The sequence below is a fragment of the Pseudomonas floridensis genome (assembly GCF_002087235.1).
Taxonomy (GTDB): domain Bacteria; phylum Pseudomonadota; class Gammaproteobacteria; order Pseudomonadales; family Pseudomonadaceae; genus Aquipseudomonas; species Aquipseudomonas floridensis.
Window position 1 is genome coordinate 1 of record NZ_MUIO01000092.1, and the last position, 23,736, is coordinate 23,736.

Annotated in this window: 19 protein-coding genes and 1 pseudogene; 4 read left to right on the top strand and 16 right to left on the bottom strand. The window is 58.8% G+C overall.

The window, feature by feature from the left end; translation table 11 throughout:
• Window positions 1-176: 176 nt before the first annotated feature.
• Entirely contained in the window at window positions 177-788 is a 612-nt protein-coding gene (locus BZK31_RS21440) for a TetR/AcrR family transcriptional regulator (protein WP_083185226.1), read from the bottom strand.
• Window positions 789-907: 119 nt separating this feature from the next.
• Here BZK31_RS21440 and BZK31_RS21445 point away from each other — a divergent pair, with 119 nt between their 5' ends.
• From BZK31_RS21445 to BZK31_RS21455, 3 genes are all read left to right on the top strand, one after another.
• Complete coding sequence (locus BZK31_RS21445; protein WP_083185228.1) at window positions 908-2,122, top strand: MFS transporter; 1,215 nt, start codon at window positions 908-910, stop codon at window positions 2,120-2,122.
• A 36-nt stretch (window positions 2,123-2,158) separates the two neighbouring features.
• Window positions 2,159-3,133 (top strand): alpha/beta fold hydrolase, encoded by a 975-nt coding sequence (locus BZK31_RS21450; protein ID WP_083185230.1) that lies wholly within the window; start codon window positions 2,159-2,161, stop codon window positions 3,131-3,133.
• Window positions 3,134-3,276: 143 nt separating this feature from the next.
• Window positions 3,277-3,822 carry a hypothetical protein gene (locus tag BZK31_RS21455; protein WP_083185232.1) on the top strand — a complete coding sequence of 182 codons (546 nt, stop codon included), beginning with the start codon at window positions 3,277-3,279 and terminating at the stop codon, window positions 3,820-3,822.
• 38 nt (window positions 3,823-3,860) lie between these two features.
• Here BZK31_RS21455 and BZK31_RS21460 read toward each other — a convergent pair whose 3' ends face one another.
• Window positions 3,861-4,496, bottom strand: a complete 636-nt coding sequence (locus tag BZK31_RS21460) for a hypothetical protein (RefSeq protein ID WP_083185234.1) — start codon at window positions 4,494-4,496, stop codon at window positions 3,861-3,863.
• 246 nt (window positions 4,497-4,742) lie between these two features.
• Between BZK31_RS21460 and BZK31_RS21465 the strand changes: the two genes are divergently transcribed.
• Window positions 4,743-6,038 carry an OprD family porin gene (locus BZK31_RS21465; RefSeq protein WP_083185235.1) on the top strand — a complete coding sequence of 432 codons (1,296 nt, stop codon included), beginning with the start codon at window positions 4,743-4,745 and terminating at the stop codon, window positions 6,036-6,038.
• Window positions 6,039-6,160: 122 nt separating this feature from the next.
• Here the strand turns inward: BZK31_RS21465 and BZK31_RS21470 are convergent, their stop codons facing one another.
• The 14 genes and pseudogenes from BZK31_RS21470 to speB all read right to left on the bottom strand — a co-directional run bounded on the left by BZK31_RS21470 (window position 6,161) and on the right by speB (window position 23,530).
• The gene (locus tag BZK31_RS21470) at window positions 6,161-8,461 is read right to left on the bottom strand and encodes a TonB-dependent receptor (protein WP_083185237.1); all 2,301 of its coding nucleotides are present in this window, start codon (window positions 8,459-8,461) and stop codon (window positions 6,161-6,163) included.
• 77 nt (window positions 8,462-8,538) lie between these two features.
• On the bottom strand, window positions 8,539-8,943 hold the full coding sequence (locus tag BZK31_RS21475) for an ExbD/TolR family protein (RefSeq protein WP_083185239.1): 405 nt from the start codon (window positions 8,941-8,943) through the stop codon (window positions 8,539-8,541).
• 1 nt (window position 8,944) lies between these two features.
• Entirely contained in the window at window positions 8,945-9,631 is a 687-nt protein-coding gene (locus BZK31_RS21480) for a MotA/TolQ/ExbB proton channel family protein (RefSeq protein WP_083185240.1), read from the bottom strand.
• Between the two features lie 10 nt (window positions 9,632-9,641).
• The gene (locus tag BZK31_RS21485; protein ID WP_083185242.1) at window positions 9,642-10,460 is read right to left on the bottom strand and encodes an energy transducer TonB; all 819 of its coding nucleotides are present in this window, start codon (window positions 10,458-10,460) and stop codon (window positions 9,642-9,644) included.
• A 463-nt stretch (window positions 10,461-10,923) separates the two neighbouring features.
• Window positions 10,924-12,087: a hypothetical protein gene (locus tag BZK31_RS21490; protein ID WP_244182712.1), complete on the bottom strand. Its 1,164-nt coding sequence runs from the start codon at window positions 12,085-12,087 to the stop codon at window positions 10,924-10,926.
• Between the two features lie 356 nt (window positions 12,088-12,443).
• Window positions 12,444-13,733, bottom strand: a complete 1,290-nt coding sequence (locus tag BZK31_RS21495) for an NTP/NDP exchange transporter (RefSeq protein ID WP_083185245.1) — start codon at window positions 13,731-13,733, stop codon at window positions 12,444-12,446.
• 117 nt (window positions 13,734-13,850) lie between these two features.
• The gene (locus BZK31_RS21500) at window positions 13,851-14,681 is read right to left on the bottom strand and encodes an N-acetylmuramoyl-L-alanine amidase-like domain-containing protein (protein WP_083185247.1); all 831 of its coding nucleotides are present in this window, start codon (window positions 14,679-14,681) and stop codon (window positions 13,851-13,853) included.
• A gap of 251 nt (window positions 14,682-14,932) precedes the next feature.
• Window positions 14,933-16,534 carry a 5-guanidino-2-oxopentanoate decarboxylase gene (locus BZK31_RS21505; RefSeq protein ID WP_083185249.1) on the bottom strand — a complete coding sequence of 534 codons (1,602 nt, stop codon included), beginning with the start codon at window positions 16,532-16,534 and terminating at the stop codon, window positions 14,933-14,935.
• Window positions 16,531-18,048 (bottom strand): amino acid ABC transporter permease/ATP-binding protein, encoded by a 1,518-nt coding sequence (locus BZK31_RS21510; RefSeq protein WP_083185305.1) that lies wholly within the window; start codon window positions 18,046-18,048, stop codon window positions 16,531-16,533. Before BZK31_RS21510 ends, BZK31_RS21505 begins: the two co-directional genes overlap by 4 nt.
• A 92-nt stretch (window positions 18,049-18,140) precedes the next feature.
• Complete coding sequence (locus BZK31_RS21515; protein WP_083185251.1) at window positions 18,141-18,935, bottom strand: ABC transporter substrate-binding protein; 795 nt, start codon at window positions 18,933-18,935, stop codon at window positions 18,141-18,143.
• A 40-nt stretch (window positions 18,936-18,975) separates the two neighbouring features.
• Window positions 18,976-20,004: an isopenicillin N synthase family dioxygenase gene (locus BZK31_RS21520; RefSeq protein ID WP_083185253.1), complete on the bottom strand. Its 1,029-nt coding sequence runs from the start codon at window positions 20,002-20,004 to the stop codon at window positions 18,976-18,978.
• Complete coding sequence (locus tag BZK31_RS21525; protein ID WP_083185255.1) at window positions 20,001-20,861, bottom strand: sugar phosphate isomerase/epimerase family protein; 861 nt, start codon at window positions 20,859-20,861, stop codon at window positions 20,001-20,003. Before BZK31_RS21525 ends, BZK31_RS21520 begins: the two co-directional genes overlap by 4 nt.
• Before the next feature lie 43 nt (window positions 20,862-20,904).
• Window positions 20,905-22,431 (bottom strand): annotated as a pseudogene (locus tag BZK31_RS21530) (purine-cytosine permease family protein).
• 139 nt (window positions 22,432-22,570) lie between these two features.
• Window positions 22,571-23,530 carry an agmatinase gene (gene speB, locus BZK31_RS21535; RefSeq protein ID WP_083185257.1) on the bottom strand — a complete coding sequence of 320 codons (960 nt, stop codon included), beginning with the start codon at window positions 23,528-23,530 and terminating at the stop codon, window positions 22,571-22,573.
• Window positions 23,531-23,736: the final 206 nt, after the last annotated feature.

Below are 23,736 nucleotides of genomic sequence, written 5' to 3' on the forward strand. Positions count from 1 at the left end.
TGATCGGAGCATCCCTAACCAAGCCCCTGCGGCAGCCTTGCTTGACCATCTTTCGCTGGAGCGTGAACATCATCGTGGTGAGAAGTACGTCTTTAACATCTATGATCGAAACACCTTTTACGGATCTGACGCATAGCTCAAATTGGAAACTTATTTCGGATACACCACACCAGCCATCAAGACGACTCACATTCAACCTGGCCGTGCCGCATCAATTGCTCAAGCCCCGTCGCGGCAATTTCCACAACTGCAATAAGCCTCTTTTCTTCCCACCCTTCTCTCGCGGCGGCCGACAGGCCAAGCATTGCGGCAGCGACATAATCCACGATTTGGTCAGGAGCCGGAACGTTGGACGTCTGGAGAAACGCCATAACTCTTGCGCGATTTTCTTCGGCGATTTGCTTGGCGGCGATGCCCCATTCGGTAGCTCCAGCCTTCGCGTGTTCAAGGATGAAGCAGCCACGGCGCTGTGGGTGTGCCGCGTAAGCGTGCGCCGCAGCAGTCAGCATTTCCCGCAGGGCGGTCTGTGGTGATTTGCCGGGGACCAAAAAACGGTCGAGTGGCACTACCGTGGCTGAATAGTGCCGCAAGGCATCGTTAAAAAACGACCCTTTGCTGCCGAACGCCGCATAAAAGCTTGGGGGCGTAATCCCGATAGCTTCGGTCAGCGACGCGACGCTGACATTCTCATAACCGCGCTCGTGAAACAGATGCTGCCCGACCTGGACTGCGTCTTCGAGTTCGAATTCGCGGGGGCGGCCTCGGGTCCGCTTTTCGTTAATAACCATTACATAAACCGTTTACTTTGGGGAGTTGCAAATACTATAGTGGGTATTAACGTAAATATCCACGCCGTCCGGCGCCATGCTCACACGGCAGGCGGTACACGGCATCACAAGGAAAAACCATGCAGTCTTCCCCCTCAGAAGCCCTATCCGACGAGGTTCCGGGCTCAAGCTCCCGACTCCCCCTCGCGGCATTGGCCGGCCTCGCAGCAAGCGGTTTTCTGTGCATCGTCACTGAGACACTCCCCGCCGGTCTGTTGCCCGGCATCGCCTCGGGCCTGCAGATATCACAGGCGCTCGCGGGACAACTTGTCGCGATCTACGCGCTGGGATCGCTGTTGGCGGCAATCCCGCTTACGAGTCTCACGCAAGGCTTCAGCCGCAGGCCCGTCCTGCTCGCCACCATCATCTGCTTCGTTATCGGCAATACGTTGACGGCGATGGCCGACTCAATCGGCATCGTATTGATAGCGCGATTCATCGCCGGGTGTGCCGCAGGACTGGCCTGGGGAATACTTGCGGGCTATGCGCGCAGCATCGTTCGCCCTGAGCAGACTGGAGCGGCAATGGCGGTCGCGATGGTGGGCGTGCCTCTGGCGCTCTCCCTGGGTGTGCCGATGGGAACGTTCTTGGGCAGCCTGGTGGGATGGCGCGGATCATTCCTGATGCTTTCGGCAGTCGGTGTCCTGTTAATCGGATGGATCATCGTGAAAGTGCCCGATGCTCCCGGCCGGACAGGCGACAACCGCCCTTCGCTTCTTCGCGTCGTCAGGACTAAAGGCATCATCCCGATCCTGCTCGTCATTCTGACCTGGATGACTGCTCACAACATTCTCTACACCTACATTGCGCCGTTCTCGATAGCCTCGAAATCGCGTGTCGATCTTGTCTTGCTGGCATTCGGAATCAGCTCGCTTCTCGGCATCTGGCTGGTCGGGCGGTTTGTTGATCGGATGCTTCGCCGAATGCTGCTTGGCGCAATCCTTTCGTTCGCTCTGACCGCCGTTCTCCTGAGTGTCGCGGGAGACCAGAGCGTCGCGGTCTATCTGGGTGCCGTCGTCTGGGGCCTGGGCTTTGGTGGAGCCGGCGCCATGATGCAGACCGCGTCCGCTGATGCGGCTGGCGATGGTGTGGACCTGGCCCAGGCAATGGTGACCACTGCGTGGAACCTGGCCATCGCGGCCGGCGGAGCACTTGGCGGAGCGCTGCTCACGAATGGAGGTACATCAATGCTGCCGCCCACCGTTGCAGTGCTCGCACTTCTTGCCTTTTTCATAGCGTTGGCAGCCCGCCACTTCGCCTTTCCTCCTGGCAGTCGTGCTCAACAGCGTCGCTGATCGTCCAATAATCTATTGATACATAAGGCTAAAAACATGAACTCATATGCAATCGCACTTGCTTTCGCGGCATTCGCATTCGGTGCAATCCTGGTCAATGCTGATCCGAACCCTGCGGTCGCCGCAGTTCAGGAGGAGTTTCCGATTCCCGACGGTTTTAGCAGTGGCTACGAAAATGTCGACGGTGTTGAGTTACATTTCGTGCGCGGTGGTAGAGGCCCGCTGGTGATGCTTGTCCACGGTTTTGGCCAGACATGGTATGAGTGGAACAGCCTCATGTCGCAACTCGCCGAACGCTATACCGTCTTGGCCGTTGATCTGCCAGGTCTTGGCCTGTCAGGACCTGCACAGACTTTTACCGGGGTCGATATCTCGGAATACCTGCACAAACTTGCCAAGCGTGTGAGTGCCGGCAAGGCCTTTTATCTGGTTGCCCACGATATCGGTATCTGGAATAGCTATCCAATGGTCGCCCGTCATCCAGAGGACATTATTAAGGCCGCCTTCATTGAAGCGACCATTCCTGACGACACGCTTTATTCGCTACCCGCCTTTGTCGCAACTGGAGAAGCTCCGGGCTGGCACCACAGTTTCTTTGCAGCCTCCGACCAATTGGCCGACGCGATGGTGAAAGGAAACGAGCGGTTATTCCTGACGCACTTCATCCGTCATCATGCGAGCAACCAAGCGGTGTTCACCGATGATCTGATAGAACGCTATGTCCGGTCATACTCCAAGCCTCAGACTTTCCACTACGCCTTTGAATATTATCGAGCGCTTCCTCAAACCATTGCGCAGAATGAGCAGTTGGCCAAGACCCGATTGAAAATGCCTGTCCTGGCCGTGGGCGGTGGCGGTAATGGGGGATTCGGTGCCATGCAGCCGGAGAACATTCGTCGCTACGCCACTCACGTGGAAGCGCATGTATTGTCTGGGTGCGGCCACTGGGTTCCAGAAGAATGCTCATCCGTGCTGAACCCATTGATTTCTTCCTTTCTGGCCCGGCCATGAAAGTATGAAGCAGACGTTGTAAGTAGCTGAGCATTGGCGGAACGCAGGGTTCTTTTATTACCGACTCACAGCACTTTCACGCTTGATGGCGCAACGCTATATATCGATAATCGCGCCCTCTAAAAAGCACATAAGGATTTGCTGTGAAGAAGCTCTACCTGGCTCTGCCGTTCTGCGCGCTGCTGCTACAAGGCTGCGGCGTGACAATGGCCCGCTATGAACCCAATTTCCAGAACGTTCAGCAGCTCAAACAACATGCGCCTTTGCAGCCGGTTCGTGAGACGCAGGTGAAGGCAGATTCGGGTGAAGGCTCACTGATGGTGCGTCTGAATCCGATTTCTTCGCCGCAGGGCAGCATCCCACTGCACATTCAGGCAGCAATCAATGATGAACTGCGGCAGGCAGGTTTGCTGGACCCACGTGCCGATCGACAGTTGCAGGTTCAGTTGGTCAAGAGCCAGCTTTATGCCGGGGCGAGCAGCGGTCATGGCGAACTGGCTGCGCGCTTCACGCTGATTAAAGGTGATCAGGTTCTTTATGAAACCACCAAGAATGTGCAGCGTGACTGGGACAGCAGTTTCTTCGGGCCGGCCGCTATTCCGGTTGCCGCGAATAACTACAATCCCATGCTCCAGGGACTGCTCAAGAGCCTGTACAGCGACCCCCAGTTCACAAAAGCATTGAAGTGACCAAAAAAAGAGCCGCGATTGCGGCTCTTTTCGTATCGTCACCCCTGTGGCGTGTGGGCGTCGAGTGCCGAGTATTTCACGCGGTTTTTCTCAACCCAGTTCTTCAACAGCGCATTGACCTGCCGATTGAAAGTGTCGGTGATCGCAGCCTTCGGCGTATTGCCCGCAAGCGGCAGGAACCAGATGCCCATCCAAGTGTTGATTGCATCATGATTGCTGGTTTTGCCTGACGATTGACCACGGTCGTCCAGCGTTTCCAGGCTCATGGTGTACTGATCGGTCGCCAGCGCCGGGATGATCGTGAACGTAAGGCCGCTGACGAACGCCCAAACCATCTGTCCACCGCCCGGCGGATGGTTATAGGCCTTCAAACGCAGGCTGTAGTCACCTGGTTGCTTCTGGAATTCATCGAAGACCACGCGACCGAACAAACCGGACTCCTCGAACACTCGCTTTAGGTCGGGCTGGAGCATGTCGCGTGCTTGCGGCAGTTCGGTGGCCTTGGCGCTGTCGGGTTCGCCCTGATAGAAATCGAAATCGACGTAGACGTTCGGCTTGTTCGAATAACCGGCCATCGACGGCAAGTTCACCGGGGCTACTTCATCTTTCGTGAAACTGGCGCATCCACTGAGGCTCAATGCCAAAACAAGAGCGATGGCTTTTCCAAATTGCATACCGACTTCCTTGGGTAATGTTTTACATGCAGGTCAAAAAGGGAGGCGAATTCTAGCGTTATGCGAATAAAATCAAAAGGCCATTACTGGTCTGAGTTAACGAGCTATCCGTTAGTGCACTCAGCTAGCGTTTCCGCTTGGCTTAACCCTTCAAATAGAGGGCTACAAGTCAGCACATCCACTCAATCCCCGCGTCGCGATTTCCCGGACCATGCGCATATTTCCGCCATCGCTGGTCGTCGACACATGAATGTTTCCGCAAAGCCCTTTATTGCGCTCGCCGTGCTGTATTGCCTGGCGGCCGAAACCGCGTCTGCCAGCGGTTTCCTTGAGGACGCCCGGTCTGAACTGCTCATCCGTAACTTCTACCTGAGCAACGATTACCGTTCACCGTCGCCGTCGGGCAAAAGTTACAAACAGGAATGGGCTCAAGGATTCATCGGCACGTTTGTGTCAGGCTTTACTGGCGGCGCCGTTGGATCAGGTGTCGATGCCCACGCTTTTTATGGCCTCAAGCTGGACGGTGGCAAAGGGCATTCCGGTACTGGATTGCTGCCGATAGACAGTGACGGCCGCAGCGAAAGCGGCTATTCCAGCGCGGGCGGTGCGCTTAAGTTGAAAACCTCGCGCACCACCCTCGCCTACGGCGAAATGACCGTGGAGACGCCAGTATTCGCGACCTCTGACAAGCGCCTGCAGCCGGAATACGCCACCGGCTTCCTGCTCGACAGCTTTGAGATCAAGCATGTAAATCTGGTCGCCGGGCATTTCACCGCGTTCAAGAACCAGGACAGCTCAACCGGCCGAGATGATTTTCAGGGCTACGGCGCCAGTACCGATGTCGGCGGCATCAGTTTCATCGGCGCTGATCTGTTTGGTGATAGTCCTTTGGGTGGCGCTTTGTATGCTTCTGACCTCAGCGAAACCTGGCACCAGTACTACGCCAATCTGCACTTGAATCAATATGGTGTCCTGCTGGATGCCAACCTCTATCGCACCCGCGATACCGGCCAGGCGTTGGCGGGCGACATCAATAACACCGCGTTCAGTCTTTCAGGTAAATATACCTTCGGCTCACAAGCGGTCATGCTTGGCTGGCAACGCATTAACGGCAATACGCCGTTCGATTTCGTCGGCGGCGACTCCATCTATCTGGCCAACTCGATCAAATACGCTGACTTCAATGGCGCCCAAGAGCGTTCGTGGCAGCTCCGTTATGACCTGGATTTCGCTGCGTTCGGTGTGCCCGGTTTGAAGTTCATGACTCGTTACGTTGCTGGCAGCCATATCGACGGTACTCATGCGCCCGAGGGCGGTGCCTACCGTCCGTTCGATGCGAGCCGCGGAGAATATCTGCCACAACAAGGCGCGGGTGGCCGCCACTGGGAACGCGACGTCGACCTGCACTACATCGTCCAGTCGGGAGCGGCCAAGGACTTGTCGGTACAGCTTTCACACGTCTCGCATCGGGCCAACAGCGCTCAGGCGGGTGATGACATCGACCGGATCTACGTGGTGATTCAATATCCGCTGGGGTCCTGAGTAACGGACATCAGAGGCCTGTCACTGCGCTTGGCAGTCGTTACCGTCGGCAAACCTGCCCTGCCTTGTGTCGCAGCGAACAGACCTTTCGCCTCTCAGATTCAGTTCCATGATGTTGCGTGTCAGAGGCGAACGGCCATGGTGACGAATGCGCTACGCGGGTTGCCAACTTGAAGAACCTGCAAATCGCCAGTGGGATCACTGGCAGCACTGGCATCGGTGTTCAGCGTCGAGATGTAGCGCTTGTCGAACAGGTTCACCACGTTTAGTGACAGGCTGGTGTCCTTGACGGCGCCCAGTTTGCCGAAGTCATAGCCCAGCGTTGTATTGGCCAGCCAGTAGCCCGCGACACTGGAATCATTGGTATAGGTGTAATAGCGCTTGCTCATGTAGCTGCCCTGCAAGCCTGCGTTCCATTGCTGCCAGTGCCAGTCCAGGCTGCTGGAATACATCAGTCTGGGCGTGTCGACCACGGTTTTGCCTTTCACATGCACCGTGTTGCCATTGCTCTGGTAATCATCGTTGTAAGTGCTGCGGTTGTAGGACGCAGAATTTGACCAGCTCCAGTTTTCATCGGGGGTCAGCGAGAACGTCATTTCAAGGCCGCGGCTGGTCACCGAGCCGACGTTGGCCACGCTGTTCTGGCAGATCACGATGCCGGTGCAATTGGCGATGGCAACCAGGCGATTGTCGAATCGGGTGGTGTAGATCGCAGCCGAGGTCGAGTAAAGCGGATTGCTGCGCCGCACCCCGGCTTCAACGGTCTTTGAGGTTTCCGGCTTGAGATGCTTGAATCCGCCTGCCGCGTCCACGGCCGCCTGCGTGGTGAAAAACGGGCTGTATCCGCTGCTCGGAAACGCGGCGACGTTTTCCGAGTAAGAGGTGAAGACCTCGTCCTGGTCATCGAGTTTGTACGTTGCCCCCAACTGCGGCAGAAAACGGTCGCGCGCCTCCAGCGAGCCACTGGCATAACCGCCGCCTTTGCCTTCCACGGTCGAAGTGGTGACCGTGTTCTTTGCGCCAAACTCGAGCTTCAGGCGTTCGTCGAGCAAGGTGTAGCTGTCACGCACATAAAACTGGCGCGTCAGGTCGTTGTCATCCTGAGCAAGAACGGTCGCGACCTGCGGCAAGCCATGGGTTTTCACAATATGATTCTGCGGCGCGGTACCGGTCGGGTCGAACAGGTAACGGGCGATGTCGCTCTTGTTCGACTGAATCCAGAACCCACCCTGAATCTCATGCTGGCCCAGGAAGTACGTCAACGACGTCTGAAAGCCCGTGCGATTGATGCCGTAGACCGTGCTGCGAATCGAGTTGGTCGGCACTGTCGTACTGCCGTTGGTGTAGATGAATGGATAGTAAGAGTTGCCATGGCCCGAGTCGTGATGGTGGTAGACCGTCGCGTCCAGCAACACATCATCACTGAGCGAGAAGTTGCCACTGAGGATGTCCAGTTCATCGTCACGCAGGCTGCTGCCGTTGTACGTCGCGTCCCCCGCCCGGGTGACACCGCCGGTGAAAATACCATTGGCCGCGTTCACCGCGCGGGTCCAGTCAGGCGTGTAGTAGCTCCAGTTGTAACCCAGACGCCTGATAATGCTGCTAGACAGGGACGGCAGACTGGCTTCGTTGTGGGTCGAGGTGCTGTGATAGAAACTCAGGCGATTGCCGCCAAAGTCGTAGGTCACCTTGGCATTGACCGCATCCGACTCTTGCGGATTATCGTGACCTTTCCAGGCATCGGCGTCGTACTTCTCCCCAGAGATATAGGCTGCCAGACCGTTGTATTCGCCGGTATCGAGTCGCGCGAAAGTGCGTGTGGTTTTGTAGTCGCCAAGGGTTTGCGACAGCCGAGCACCGAACTCCTTTTCAGGGTTAGAACTGGTAAACGCGATTGTGCCGCCCAGATTGCTGTTCGAAGCCGTGCCCAAGGCACCGATGCCGGCTGCAACCTCACTTTTGGCGATGTTTTCCGCAATGATTGCCCGGGTGATACTCAGGCCATTGAAGTTGGCAAAACTCATGTTGCCCAGCGTGACGCCATCCAGCGTGTAGCCCAGGTGATGCATGTCAAAACCACGCAGGCTGATACGCTGACTGCTTTCTTCACGACCGAGCGGATCGCCCGACTGGAAGCTGACGCCAACCAGGCGCTGAAGCACCTTCATCGGATTGGTGCCAGCCGAATACGCCTTGATGTCCTTTTCATCGACGCGCTGAACCTGACGCGTTTCACCCGCACCGATCACCGAAACCGTACCAAGCGTGGTATCGGCTGCGCCAGGAGTTGGCTCTTGCGCCGCGTTTACCGGAGCCGCAACATCCTGCGCATGACTCGCCAGACTCAGGGCCTGCAATCCAATTAGTAACACCAGTCGTTCAAGCGGAAAACGTGAGGCGTGCAAGGTCGATGACATGATCATGAAAGCATTTCCTGAAGGCGAAAGAAGGCGACAGACCACAGGCCTGCATCGGGTTTCAGTGTTCGGGGTTGCCGGGATCAGGGGCTTTCGGTGATCACGGCCAGTCGGGTAATGCCAGACCTCTGCACATCGGCCAGTACCCTGGCAACGCGTCCGTAGTCAGTCGCGGTATCGGCACGCAAGGTCAGCGCCACCTCCGGGTCGCGCTCATGCAGGTTCTGCAGCGTGTCCGGCAACTGCTCTTCGGCCAGGGGCTGTTCATCGACAAACAAGCCACCGGAGACGTCGATGCTGATGGCCACCGGTTTGGCGTCGTCCAGCGGTGCGGTGGATTGCGTCTGTGGCAGGTTTAGCGGTATGGCATTGGTCAGTAACGGCGCGGTCACGATAAACACCACCAGCAGCACCAGCATGACGTCCACCAGTGGCGTGATGTTGATGTCGCTGATGGCGTCGTCGTCATTGCTCGAGGAAAAGGCCATTTCAAGCGACCCCGCTGAGATTGCGAACACCGTCACGCTCGCCTTTCAATCTGAAGGCATGACGCTGAGCGCGGTTCAGCAGATCGACGGCAAAAGCGTCCATATCCGCCACCATGAGTTTCAACCGTCGGTTGAAGAAGTTGTAGGCCAGCACCGCGGGTACGGCAACGGCGATGCCAATACCGGTGGCTATCAGCGCCTCGCCGATCGGACCTGCCACCACGGCAATGCTCGCCGACTTCGCCGTGCTGATGGCCTGCAACGCGTGGATGATCCCGAACACCGTACCGAACAGGCCTATGAACGGCGCGGTGCTGCCGATCGAGGCCAGCACGATCATGCCGCTTTCCAGAGTACGCCGCTCAGCTTGAATCTGTTGATGCAGGCTGCGCTCCAACAGTTCCTGACGGCTCCAACTGTCCACCGGTTCATGTCCGTCCTGGTTGCTGGACAGCGCTTTGGTGGTCACTTGAGCAAGACGTGACAGCTGGCTTTTCTGCGGACCACTGCGCAATGCGGCATCGAAATCCTGTGCTTCCCAGAACGCCTGGGTGTAGTGCCTGTTCTGACGTTTTGCCCTGCCCTGCTGCCAGACCTTGAGCAGCAGGACGGCCCAGGTTGCCAATGAAAACAGCAGCAAAATGCCCATGGAGCTTTGCTGAATCAGTGTTGAGTAGTCGATTGTCATACGAGGCGCCTCAAGGAGCGAGTGTGAAGGCAAGCGGAACATTGACCCAGCCATCGACCGGAGTCTCGCCGCGCTTGGCAGGAGTGAATGACCATTGTCGAACGGCCGCTTTTGCGGCGTCGTCGAGTGCCGGAACACCACTGGACTGGGCCACTTCGACCTGGTCCGGACGACCGCTGGCCAATACGTGTACCCGCAGCAGCGTAGTGCCCTGCTGATGCCGTCTGGCGGCAGCCGGCGGATACACAGGCGGCGGATTGTTCAGGTAACCGGCACGCCCGATCGGTGCGGTGGTGCGCGGCTCGTTCGGTGCCGGTGAAGCCTGAACCGGAGGCTGCGTCGGATTCGTCTGAGGCGTCGCTGCTGGCGGCTGCTTCTCGGCTGTCTGTTTCGGGACCGTCGAAGGTCTGGTCTGGGGCTTGGCGGCCTGCGGACGTGGCGCGGCAGGTTTTGGCGTGGCGGCCATGGGTTTGGGCGGTTCGGCTGGCGTGGGTGGCGGCGGTGGTTCTGCCGGAGGCGTCGGTACGGCAGGCGCTGCCGGAACCGGCGGCTTGGGCGCGGCGACCATTTGCATGGCGATCTGCATCGGCTGGGTTATCGGTGGCAATGGTTGTGCAGGCGCGCTCTTGTGCAGCCAGAAAAGTCCCGCCGCGTGTATCACCAGTGCAATAAGGCAAGCGAAGACAATATGCCCTACGCCCACGCGTGGTACGGCCACTGCCGGTAATGGTGTTGCCGGAATCCGGATCCTGTCAGCCGTAACCGCTGGCACCCGATCATAGTCGCGAACAGGGTGCGGCGGACGACGAGATGAAAGTAGCGCGGGCATAACATCACCAGTTCAAGGCGGAACACATAACCGTTGCCGCGTTTAAAAGTTGGGCGATGCTACTACGACGCTTATGTCCTTATTGTGACGGCAGGAACAGGGTTTGAAAGTTTCATCTTTGCTCAAGAGCTGGCTTATGAGTATCAGTCCTCAAACTCTGGACTGATGAACACATGCTTTAACGCCAGACGAACAGTGTGCTGGTTTTATTGTTTTTTCTTACGCTTAGTTCGATAGGTGCCTAAGGAATATCAAGGAATATTGAGGCGAGTTTAATTTCGCGCCATAGCGGCGACTCGGTCATCTGTTAGGTTCTGTATGAAAAATCGGCGAGCAAGGTCGGGCAAGACAAAAACAGGCAAGGAAGCGGAGTCCTACGGGTTGTGAATGAGCATTCCAAGCCTGTTCTAACGCAGCATCACCGAACGCAGTCACTTTTCGTAAAAAGCCTCGGATAGGTCGTTTAGTCAGGCACAGCCGATGGCAAGTCCGGACCTGTTACCGCTTCCACATACACGGAGGGCGGTACGGGAGGAGGTTGAATTGGGGACCGCAGGGCGCCGGTATCCGGGTCGTAGGAAAAGACCTCCTGGACACGGTCGATACTGACGGTCAATCGGCCCCGCTGCAGATCGTCAGCGACGTTAACGAGGCGTTTCGACCCTGTGGAACAAGTCACACGGGCGCCACCGGCAAAGCCTGGCCCCCCTGCCCCGGTGGGTTCGATCAGGCAGAGCGCCCCGTCGGGCCTGCTGATCTGCAGTGAGCCTTGTGGCGTAATGCGATGGGTGTAGACCGGACGACCATCAGGGCCGATCGTGGTGAAAGACTCGCCGCGTTCGAACCGCCGTTCCGGAGCATCGTGGCCTTTCACGCCGACAATGTTATGCAGCAGCAGGCCGTCCGTGCCAACGTAGTAATGGGCGATTTGCGTACCGGTGTTCGCGGGCCAGCGCAGGTGCATGTGCATATGCGGCGGCGCATCTTCGTGGCCGTGAGGCGCATTGGTGTCGAAGCCCATGATCTGGATTCTGCCAAGCCCGTGTTTCTCTACATACCGTCCCAGCCCCAGATCACGGACGGCTTCTCGCTGCGCGAACGCCAGCACATCGACCGCGGCGCGCTCGATGGAAGGAAACGGATCCTGCTGATAAAGGCCAGCGCGACGTACGGGGTCGGCATGCTCAAACCGCAGAACCATGCCAGGTTCAACAATGTGCGTGGACACTTCGCAGGCGGTTATCGCATCCACTGCCAAGGGCGGCAAGGCCACGTACAAGCGTCCGTCGTCGAGCCTGAACGGGATATCCCCACTTTCCAGGATCACCCGCGCCGTATTCGTCACTGCACCGTCGAAACCCAGCTCAAGCGTCCTTGAGCGCGGGACGTTCAGCGCGATGACCGTCTCGCGCGGGTTGTCGGCATTCCAGTTGGGCGCTGTCACCAGACTGCAGCTGACGCAACTGGCCGGATCGAAGCGTACACCGGGACCGTCTGCACGCTTGACGAACTTGATGACGGCGACGACCGACGGATCGTTATTTGACGCAGGGGCAGCCATTATGAAACCTGCGTTCAGCACCGCGCTCGCCGCCGCCAGTGCCATTGTCGTCCAGTGGGTAGTCATGCAGCGGACATCCAGATCGGGATTATGTATTCACACCGCTCGTGGCCTTACTGGCCAGAACGAAACAGGCTCATCGCATGCTTTAGTCGATTCATCTTCAACAATGGGTGGACGACACGCTATTGAACTTCATGCGCCGGTTATATTCCCTTACATTGGCTGGTACTGTAGGGCGCGGATGTGACAGATTGAGGACGTCCGACACCTAGAATGTCCAGCTAACGCATAGGCACAGAACGTTAATTATATGACGCTCGGCATCCGGCACTGGCTATTTAGAACAATAACCTTTCATTGAACGCTATCAAGATGACACGTTCCGTGAGTGATTCGGATGCAATACCTACGATGAGGCGTCAGTTGTGCAGTGTCTTTTGTGGACTGGCGTCCGTCACGGCAGCCATTTTCTTCTGCCGCCCGGCGAGCCATAGGCATAACCCGGCCCACAATCCTGCGACCGGCACGACCAGCATGGCGACGACACCAAACCCTGCCCCGACCGCCGTCAGCCCCACCGACAGCCAGCCGCTGGCGGCGTCTCCACCGCGATAAACCAGCGTTTCGATGACGTTCTTGGACTTGTACTTGGCTTCACGGCTGACCACGGTCCAGAGCACCTCTCGCGCCGGACGAACGATGGCGAACTCCACGGCACGACGCAGACCCTGGGCCAGGGCGACAGTCGTCGGAACAGGCGCCAGCGCCATGGCGGTAAAGGCGATCAGTGTCGCCAGCGGCAGCGCGACCAGCGCACCGCCAACGCCGATCAAGCGGATCAGCGGTCCCGTCAAAAGCAGCTGTAAGGTCAGCGTCAGCGCCGACACAATCAGATCGACCACGGCAAAGAACTGCGTTCTGCTGGCCACATCCGAGTAGCTGTCCGAGACAATCCGGCCCTGTTCGAAATACAGAAAGGTGGCTGCCGTGGTGTGCAGCAACATGAACAGAACCAGACCGAGCAGGTAAGGCGAGCGTGAGATCAGCGTGATGCCCGCCAGTATGCCGCCGCCCAGGGTAAGATCGCTGCGCTTTGGTTGCCCGCGCGGCTCGGTACGAGACAACAGGCCTCTGTAACAACGCACCGCCAGCTCAAGCAACACGGCCGCCGCCAGGGTCAGCGCAATCGGGCCGAGACGGGTCGCCATGGTGGCCGCCAGCAACGGCCCGATAAACGTGCCCAAGGTGCCGCCCGCCGCTATAAAGCCGAATAATCGCTGCCCCTGCTCGCTGGAAAACCGGTCGACCAGCACGCTCCAGAAGATCGAGACAATGAACAGGTTGTAGACGCTGATCCAGACAAAGAACACGCGCCCGACATCCACCGGAGCAACGTGCTTGGCGATCAGCACACCGAAGACGATCATCGTCAATGCGATACAGCGATAGATCAGTGGCACGAAGCGTCCGGGCGGCAATCCCGATACCAATGCGCCAAACAGCGGCACCGCCAGCAACATCACCAGAAAAGTCGCGGTGAACAGCCACTGCAACGTGTCCGCGCCGCCTTCCAGGCCCAATGCATCACGCAGGGGGCGGACCAGGTAATAGCTGGACAGCACGCAGAAGTGAAACGCAAACCCCAGCAGCAATGCGGTTCGTTCAGAAGGCAGAACGTTGGTCCATTTGAACAGGCCTGCCGCCCTCATGACCTGGCGCCTCGAACGCGAGAGTTGGACATGATCGACGCTCCTGTGATCGTGCCGTTGCTGTTTCGATAGTCGTGCGGTGCGCGCCGGCTTTTTCTGCGCTCAACGCTCCAGCCCTCAGTTTTCGGCTCTATACACAATGATTCCCGGCTTCTGCGCAACGTAGTCCAAAAATGGCATATCGATGACCTTTTGATTCTCCTTGCGCGACGAAGCGTTGCGCAGCACCGGCCCGTGGTCAGTCATGATGAAAAAACCGACGTGGGTGACGTCCAGCCCGGGCAATGGCGTGTAGAAGCCGATCAGGTCACCCGTATGCAGCTGACTCACGACCCTACTGTCAACGTGTCCAGATGGAATGTAGCTGATCGTCCGGCTGACCAGTGGCAAACCACGTAGATACTTGTCACCGTCCCCCTTCAGATTCAGCGTTTTCACCACATGCAGCGTGTCGGGACTGATGGATGCGGTGATGTCGGTGACGAACGTGTATGGCCTGCTGACCCAGTCCGTGAAGAAATGCTTGCGTTTCTTGAAGCTGATGATGCCATCGACATAACGGGTCATAACGAGGTTGCTGATGAACGCCTGTCGGGACCGGGCTTTTCGCGCCGCTTCGACATATTCCATATACGTGTAACAGTCGAGCCCGCTGAAATCGATGATCAGCTTTTCCGATGTTGTTGCAGACCCTTGCAGCACATGGGCTTTGTAAGGCGTGTCGAGAAATGCAGACGAGACGATGTCGGTCATCTGCCCGGCGCTCAAACCCGGATGGCTTGAGACCTGCTTCAGCACGGCATTTAACTTGGCGGTCGTGTAAGGGCTCAAGGTTACCTGGGGTGGCGCCTGCGGTCTGTCGGTCTGAATGGCCGCCTGTGCAGATCGTCCCATCAGGCCGCTTGCAAGCATCAACGGGATCAAGAACATGCGCCATTCTTTGAACATGTAACGTCCTGCTTTCAAAGCGGAAATTAAATGGAGGGCGTCGCAACGATTGCCTGCGCAGCAATCGATGGGGGCTTTATACAGTAAGAAGGGAAATATGTCAGAGCACATATCAACGTCAGTGCCTGAACATTAAATACTATTAAGACGGCAAGTCAGCGGGGTCGCCTGGCGAGGCCTGATTCCCGACACAGTCGGGAATCAGGTTGCGAAACGCTTCACAAGAGGCCATCACATTGCCACCACAGAGCCTAATGCGCAAACGGCGGAACTTCGTTGACCTCAATGATCAACGGCCGGTCACTGGGTGCCTTGCGCAACAGCGTTTGCAGATGAGCATGATCACGCGCACGCTCGGCCACACAGCCGAAACCGCGCGCGATGGTCAGAAAGTCCGGGGTGTAGATGTCCACGCCCAGTGGCGTGATATCGCGGCGCTGCATGTAGCGCTTGATCTCGCCATAGCCGTGGTTATTCCACAGGAGCACGATAATCCCCACACCCGCTTCGACAGCGCTGGCCAACTCCGGCAATGTGAACTGGAAGCCGCCGTCGCCCATCAGGCTGATCACAGGCCGTGAAGGCTCCGCAAGCTTCGCCCCGATAGCGGCAGGCAGACCGTAGCCAAGCGTGCCGTAACCGGTGGACGCGTTGAACCAGCGTCGCGGGCCATCCAGGTCGACCAGATGATTGCCACTGTAGACCGTCTGGGTCGAGTCACCCACGAAGCGTGCGTCAGGCAGCACCTCAAGAATGCAGTCGAACAGTCGCCGGTAATGCACCCACCCGCCAAACTCGTCGGCCAGTTGTCTGCGTACCATAGCGGCCGTCAGTGCGCCCGGACTGTCAAGGTCCTGGACACGATTCGGCAACGTGTTCAGCAGAGCCTGCATGGCCTGTCGTGCATCGCTCTGAATCGCCAGGCTCGGCGCGTGGTTTCGGTTCAGTTGCGCAGCGTCGATGTCGATGCGGATCAGTTCGCCGCCTATCCGGAAGTTGCCGTCGAACACCACGTCATAATCGGTCTCGCCCAGCTCGGTGCCGATGGCCAATACCACATCGGCGTCCAGCGCCAGTCGCCGCACCGGAACCAGCGACTGGTTACTGCCAACCAACAGCGGATGATCGGCGGGCAGCAGGCCTTTGGCATTAATGGTCAGTGCCGTGGGCGCATCGAGACAAGTGGCCAGTTTTCGAGCCTCCTGCACCGCCCCCACGCAGCCACCGCCCAGCAGTAAAAGCGGTCGTTCGGCCTGCCGCAAGCGGGCCACCGCCTGATGAATCAGGCGCGGGTCAGGCGCTGGTCGCGCAGCCACCTGACGTACACCGAGTTGCAAGTGGTCGGCCGCAGCGACCATGACGTCGAGCGGCAATTCAATGTGCACTGGCCTTGGGCGCTCGCCATCAAACACCGCGTAGGCCCTGGCCAGCACGCCGGGCAGATCGTCGACACACGCCAAGGTATGACTGAACGCACTGACACCCGCCACCATCGCCCGCTGATCCGGCAGCTCGTGCAAGTAGCCGTTGCCCTGGCCCAGCCGTGAACGCTCGTTGACGCTTGAGATCACCAGCATCGGGATGGAGTCGGCATAAGCCTGCCCCATCGCCGTGAGCAGATTGGTCATGCCAGGTCCGGTGATGATGAAGCACACGCCCGGCTTGCCACTGACCCTTGCGTAACCGTCGGCCATGAACCCGGCACCCTGCTCATGACGCGGTGTGATATGGCGAATCCCACTGCCTGGCAAGCCGCGATACAACTCGACGGTGTGCACGCCCGGAATACCGAACACGGTATCGACGCCCCACGCCTGCAACTGGCGGACGAGAAACTCTGCGCACGTTGTCATGCGACGGCCTCCTGTTGCAGACCGATGAAGCGGCGAACCCGCTCATCGCCTTCACTGCGAAGCTCGGCTGGCGACGCGTCGGCCGCCACATGGCCGTTTTCCATGAAAACAATGCGATCCGAGATCGACAGCGCAAAATCCATCTCATGGGTCACGATCAGCATGGTCATGCCCTCCTCGGCCAGATCCCGAATGACATTGAGCACATCGCCCACCAGTTCAGGATCGAGCGCCGACGTCGGTTCGTCGAAGAGCATGATGTCCGGCTCCATAGCCAGTGCGCGGGCAATGGCCACGCGTTGCTGCTGACCGCCCGACAACTGATGCGGGTACTTGTCGGCATGCGCCAGCAACCCTACGCGATCAAGCAGCGCATGCCCCCTGCGGCGCAGCTCGCGGGTGTCGGCCAATCCGTAATAGCGCGGCGCCAGAATCACGTTGTCGAGAATGGTGCGGTGCGGGAACAGGTTGAAATTCTGGAACACCATGCCAATGCGCCTGATGCCCTGGCGGATGGTGGACGAATCCGGGCGGTCACCGGCCGCAATAAACGCATGGCCGAATAACACGATTTCGCCTTTGTCGATCCGCTCCAGGTTGTTGATCGTGCGGATCAGCGACGTCTTGCCCGAGCCGGACGGCCCGATGATGGAGATTACTTCGCCTTGGCGCACATTCAGATCGATGCCCTTGAGCACTTCATGATTGCCGTAGCGCTTGTGAATACTGCGCAAAGACAGCGCGTCGGCCTGCCCGGCAGCTTTCTCGAAGCGCGTTCCGAGCTGATCGGCTGGCTGACGCAAGGCACCAGTCTGCTCGTCATTCAAGGTCTGGGCTTTTTTACGGCTCAGATCCAGATGCCGCTCGGCCCACTGCAACAACCAGCCGAACACTGTCACGATCAGTACGTAATACACCGCCACTGCCGCCAGGGTTTCCAGCACCAGAAAATTTTGCGCGTACATGCGCTGACCCACCAGCAGTAATTCATTCAGGGAGATCACTGACACCAGCGAGGTCAGTTTGACGATCGTCACGTATTCATTGGTCAGGGTCGGCAACGCGATGCGGATCGCCTGAGGAATCACCACCAGACGCTGGGCACCGATGCCGCGAATACCGAGGGCCTTGGCGGCTTCATGCTGGCCCTTGAGGACTGATAGCAGACCGCTGCGATGGATCTCGGCCATGTAAGCGGTCTCGGTCAAAACCAGCGCGATGAGCCCGGAATAGAACGGTTGCGAAAGCAGACTGCCGGTCGACGGGAAAAGCTGCGGCAGGTTGTAAACGAATACCAGCAGCACCAGGAGCGGAATGCTGCGAAACAGCCAGATATAAAAACTTGCCGGTATGCTCAGCCACGCGTGGCGGGACAGTTTCGCGCTGGCGAGCAGGAAGCCCAGCGCCAGTCCCAGAGTCCAGGACAGGGTGCTCAACTGAACTACGGTAAGGCAGGCTTTCCAGAAAGCGGACACGGAAAACAGCGAGAAAAAATAAGCCCAATCGAATGCCATGATGACCTCGGACAACAGATGGAAGGTGAAGGCATCGCCCAACAACAGCGCAGGCGCTGTGGCCTGCGCGTTCAGTTAGCAGTCGGACAGACTCATGCCGGTTCCAGGTTGTATTTCTTGAGGATCTCGCTGTATTTGCTGCTGCTCTTGAAGCTTTGCACGGCGCTACGCAGCTTGTCAGCCAGTTCGGCGTTGCCCTTCTTCACATAGATGCCCAGCGTTTGCGGGTACAGCGCTTTCTGAGAACTGATCAGAATGCGGCCACGGGCCTTGTCGACGATCATTTGCGACGCTGCGGAGATTTCCAGATGCGCCTGGATATTGCCGGACATCAACGCTTGCGACGCTTCGGCGGTGGTGGGAAATTCGCTGATGGCAATTTCGCCTTTGTTCTGTTTAGCACAGTAGTCGGCGGACACGGCCTTGAGCTGGTTGATCCAGTTGGTGCCCTGCTGCAGGCCGACTTTCATCCCGCATAAATCTTCCGGCTGCTGCGGCTTGGCGGTGTTGTCGCCGCGCACCATGATCGAAGCGCCCACCTGCGCATAGGGGATTGCCTCGGCCTGTCTGGTCCGCTCCTCGGTGATGTACATGCCCGAAATGATGGTGTCGAAGCGGTTGGCGTTCAGGCCCAGGATCAGGTTCGGGAAACGCGTGTCGACGAACTCCACCTTAAGATCACCCAGGTGTTTGGCCAGCGCATTGGAAATGTCCGGGTCGAACCCCACGACCTTGTCACCGTCCCAGGACTCGAACGGCGGGTAGGAAATCTCCATGCCGACCTTGAGCGTGCCGGGTGTGGCGGTGGGAGCGGCCTGCACGGCTGCGGCGAATAACGTCAGCCCCAGAACGGATGTGGCAAGGCGTGAAAACGTGGTGTTTTGCATAGTAGTCATTCCAGATTGAGGGAAAAGGCAGATCACGAAGTCACGCTCTGGTTTTCAGGTGCCCGAAGCTTGATGGCTTTCTGGCGCGTTCCGGCAGGGCAAGTTGCCCGCTGGCCACGCGCTGGCGCAGGTATCGATAGGTTTGCAAAGCCTGGGCCCACATGTGCTCGCCAATGGCGATTTCCTCATAGCCGTCCCCATCGCCGGCAAACTGCGGCAAGGGCTTGATCAGGGTGTGGTAATCGCAGGCATAGAACAGTGGAAAGGAATAGCGCTCCTGTCTGACCTTGCGCACCCGATGAGCCGTGGCCACGAACGCGCCATTGGTCATCACTTCCAGCATGTCGCCGATGTTGACGACAAAGGCTTCCGGCAGCGGCGGCGCATCGATCCACGCCCCCTGCTCGTTCATCACTTCAAGCCCGGGCTGATCGGCCTGGAGAATGGTGAAGCACTCATAGTCGGTGTGCGCGCCGATGCCTGGAGCGTCCTCGGCCGTGACATCGAACGGGTAATGGATCAGGCGCAGTTTGGAGGGCGGGAAACACGCCATCTCATCGAAGCAGTGCTCGTCCAGGCCAAGCGCCAGGGCAAAACCCCGAAACAGCTGATGCCCCAAGGCGAACACAGCCTGATAGTAAGCCTGCACTGCGGCCTGAAATCCGGGCAGCGCTGGCCAGTCGTTCGGGCCCAGCAACGGGGTTCCGGCGAGCACCAGTGGATGGTCGGCGGGCACTTCGAAACCCACGTCGAAAGCCTCTTTGTGGTCCGGCCTGCCGGTGCCATACATCTCTTCCCCCTCCGGGACGAAGCCTTTATGAGTCTGCGAGGTACCGATGTAATGGATCATCTTGGCGTCCAGCGGCTGAGCGAAATAGTGCTCGGCGGCGCGGTGCAGGTTGTCGATCAGCCTCGCCCCGATGCCGTGCCCTGTGATGTACAGAAAGCCGACATGCCGAGCGGCGTCGCCCAGCGCTTGAGCCACGGCCTGACGCTCCTCGATACGCTCACTGAACAGACCCTGGACATCGACCACGGGAATTTGCGTGAAAGCAAGTCGTTCGCTCATGACAGTGGCCTCGTGAGTGGATTGAGGAAAGTATTGAAATGCTCACGCTCGGTCCGGCCCATCCAGGCATTGAGGCTCCATAAGTCCGCCACGGGCACGTCGGTGAACGGCAAGTGATGCAGATAGCCGTCGGGGCCGAATTCCGGGGTCATGGTCGTGCCGGTATAGCCGCGGGCCAGCTGCGATTGCCAGATATCGGCCCAGTGCTGCTGATGAAACGCCAGCGCCTCGGCATACTCGGGCGCTGCCGGATGCGGCACTTGAGGTCCCTGGTCATAACCGACCCGCGCCTGAATGTGGTGCACGCGCTCGACGAAGGCGCGCAAATCGTCGGCCGGATCGTTCAACAGGCGCTCGCAGGTCACCACCCAATGACTGATGTCGCTGGTAAAACGCAGATCAGGCACTTGTCCGATCAGTTGCAGGGTAAGCCAGGGATTGAACAGCGACCGGGCCCGGTGTGTTTCGAAGCTGCACGTGAGGCCACTGCGTGCAGCGATTTGCAGCGCCTCACCGAAGAAATCCACTTGCTGCGCCAAAGGCCAGCGATCGTTCCCGGCCAGTACGTTGACAAAGCGCGGCTCAAGGTCAGCCGCCAATTGCAGCTTGCGGGCGAAATCGGCCAGATGATCGGCGGGCGTGGCCGATTGCAGCGGCAGCACAGGCGTCGAGGTGAAAAGAATCGCGATGTAGGGCGCCCGGTTGTCGCGCAGAAAGGCCGCGAATGCCGCGCGCTCGGCGCTTTGTTCGGGGATGCGGGCTTCAAGTCCGTCGAAGCCTGCGGCCAGCGCCTCGTCCAGCGCTTGCTGCCAGGCGCCGCGATAGCCCCACAGCGTACGAAAGAGTTCCAGTTTCATGGGCATGCCTCATCGTCTGCGCCGGCATCGGGCGCAGTACCGGTCACGGGTGAACGGATGCCGGTTTCGCGGCGCTGCTCAGCGCCTTGCGGCCCAGCATCGGATGCGCGCCCCTGGGGCCGTAGACCCCGCAAGGCTCGGGAAAGGTGCGCAATAAGGTCAGATACAGCAGCGTCGCCAGCCCCAACGTGACCGGCAGGCTGATGTCGATGCCACCAGCCAGCTCACCCAGCGGGCCGACGAATTGGCCTGGCAGATTGACGAAGCACAGGCCCGTCGCTGCGCTGGGAATCCAGGCACCCAGGCCGCGCCAGTTCCAGCCATGGTGAAACCAGTAATGCCCTCCCCGCTGGCCACGGGTGAACACTTGCAGATCATCTGCGTGGTAGAAGCCGCGACGAGCGATGAGTCCGAGGATCATGACCACCATCCACGGGCTGGTGCAGGTAATGATCAGCACCGCGAAGGTGGACACGCTCTGCACCAGATTGAAGGTAAAACGGCCGATGAAAATGAAAGTGATGGCAGCAATGCCAATCAGCAAAGTCGCTGCGGCCCGGCTGAGCAGCCGTGGGAAGAGGCTCGACATGTCCAGCCCGGTGCCATACAACGCGGTGGTGCCGGTGGACAAGCCGCCGATCACTGCAATCAGGCACACCGGCAGAAAGAACCAGCCTGGCGAAATGGCCAGCAACCCGCCGACGTAATTACTGGTCTCGATGTACTGCGGTGCCTGACTGGCCACCAGGGTTGCGGTGCACAGCCCGAACAGAAACGGAATCAACGTAGCGGCTTGCGCGGCCAATACGGCGAGCATGATTCGCGTCCCTGAGGTCTCACGCGGGATGTAGCGCGACCAGTCGCCCAGAAACGCGCCAAACGATACCGGATTGCTCATGGCCAGCAGTGCAGCGCCGACAAACGCTGCCCAGAAACCTGGTTGCTGCAGATCGACGCTGCCGGCGTAGCCTGAATCGAAGGGGCCGGCAAACGCGAAGATGCCCAGCAGAAACAGCAAGCTGGACGCCTACACCGCGATCTTGTTGACCCACAGCATGAAGCGGAAGCCGAAGATGCACACCACCAGCACCAGTATTGCGAACAGGCCGTAAGCCAGCCCCAGGCTCAGCTCGTTTTCCGGCAGGCCCACCAGTCGCTGGGCGCCGCCGACCAGCGCGTCGCCGGAACTCCATACCGACAGGGAAAAGAACGCGATGGCCGTGAGCAGTGACAGGAACGATCCGATGATGCGCCCGTGCACGCCGAAATGCGCCCCGGACGAGACCGCGTTATTGGTCCCGTTAAGCGCGCCAAACAGCCCCATGGGGGCAAGAATCAGCGCCCCGAGCATCACGCCGAGCACAATCGACCAGAGGCCGGCTTGAAACGACAACCCGAACAGCACCGGAAAGCTGCCCAGCACTGCCGTAGAAAACGTATTGGCACCGCCGAAGATCAGGCGGAACAGATCAAGCGGGCGTGCATGACGCTGGCTGTCGGGTATCTGCTCGACGCCCCAGGTTTCGATTCGGGTTTTGTCAGGGGTTTCGGCACGCGTCGAATGGCTCATGTGTCGCTCCAGCACCTGTCACGGTTGTTGTAAGGCCAGCGCAGGCACGCTGACCCTTTATGGCCGCCTGTTAACCCCGGACGGAGGGTCGATCTGATTATTCTTCTGTCACACTTGTTCTGTGCCCCGGTCCTGACGCTCAGCGGCGTACGACGCCGGGCAGCACGCACAACATTTCGTACAGCAGGTTGGCGCCCAACAGCGAAGTGTTGCCGGTGGTGTCGTACGGCGGCGACACTTCCACCAGATCGCAACCGATCAGGTCCAGACCGTGGCAGCCGCGAATAATCTCCAGCGCCTGAATAGTGGTCAGGCCGCCCACTTCAGGCGTACCGGTACCCGGCGCCCATGCGGGATCGATGCCATCAATATCGAACGATAGATAAACCGGCCCACCGCCTACTTTCTCGCGCACTTGAGCCATCAATGGCGACAGCGATTGGTGCCAGCATTCCTCGGCCTGCACCACGCGAAAGCCTTGTTTACGGCTCCAGTTGAAGTCTTCAGCGGTGTACCCCTGCGCCCGCAAGCCAATCTGCACCACCCGTTCGCTATCCAGCAGGCCTTCTTCCTGGGCGCGACGGAAGGTGGTGCCGTGAGCGATCTTCTCGCCGAACATGTGATCGTTGACGTCGGCGTGGGCATCGATGTGCACCAGTCCGACCTTGCCGTGTTTCTTATGGATGGCGCGCAGGATCGGCAAGGTCAGGGTATGGTCGCCCCCAAGGGTCAGGGGGATGATGCCGTGAGCGAGAATGCGGTCGTACGCTTGCTCAATGATGCGCACGCTGTCCAGCAGGTTGAAGGTGTTGATCGCTACATCGCCGATATCGGCCACGTTCAAGGAATCGAAGGGGGCGGCGCCGGTGGCCATGTTGTACGGGCGGATCATCACCGATTCGGCGCGAATCCCGCGTGGTCCGAAACGGGTGCCCGGCCGCAGCGACGTGCCGACATCCAGGGGAATGCCGACGAAAGCGGCGTCCAGCCGATCCAGCTCTTCAGGGGCTTGCACATGGGGCAGACGCAGCATGGTGGCGATCCCGCCGAATCGGGGCATTTCATTACCGCCCAGTGGCTGGTGGAAAGTCTTGTCCACGAAAGGCCTCATGTCGTACTGATGAATGTGCGGCCATTCTGGTGACGCCACGCAGGCAAAAGAATCGCTGTCAGCAAATACTTAGTTCAGACATTTCTAAACTATCGCCCGGTCCCGGCCGCACCGACGTGTGCCGCCATTACGAGCTTCGGTCGCCAGAATTTCGGAAAACAACACTTGCCCGCACGCCCGCCATGATTAGACTG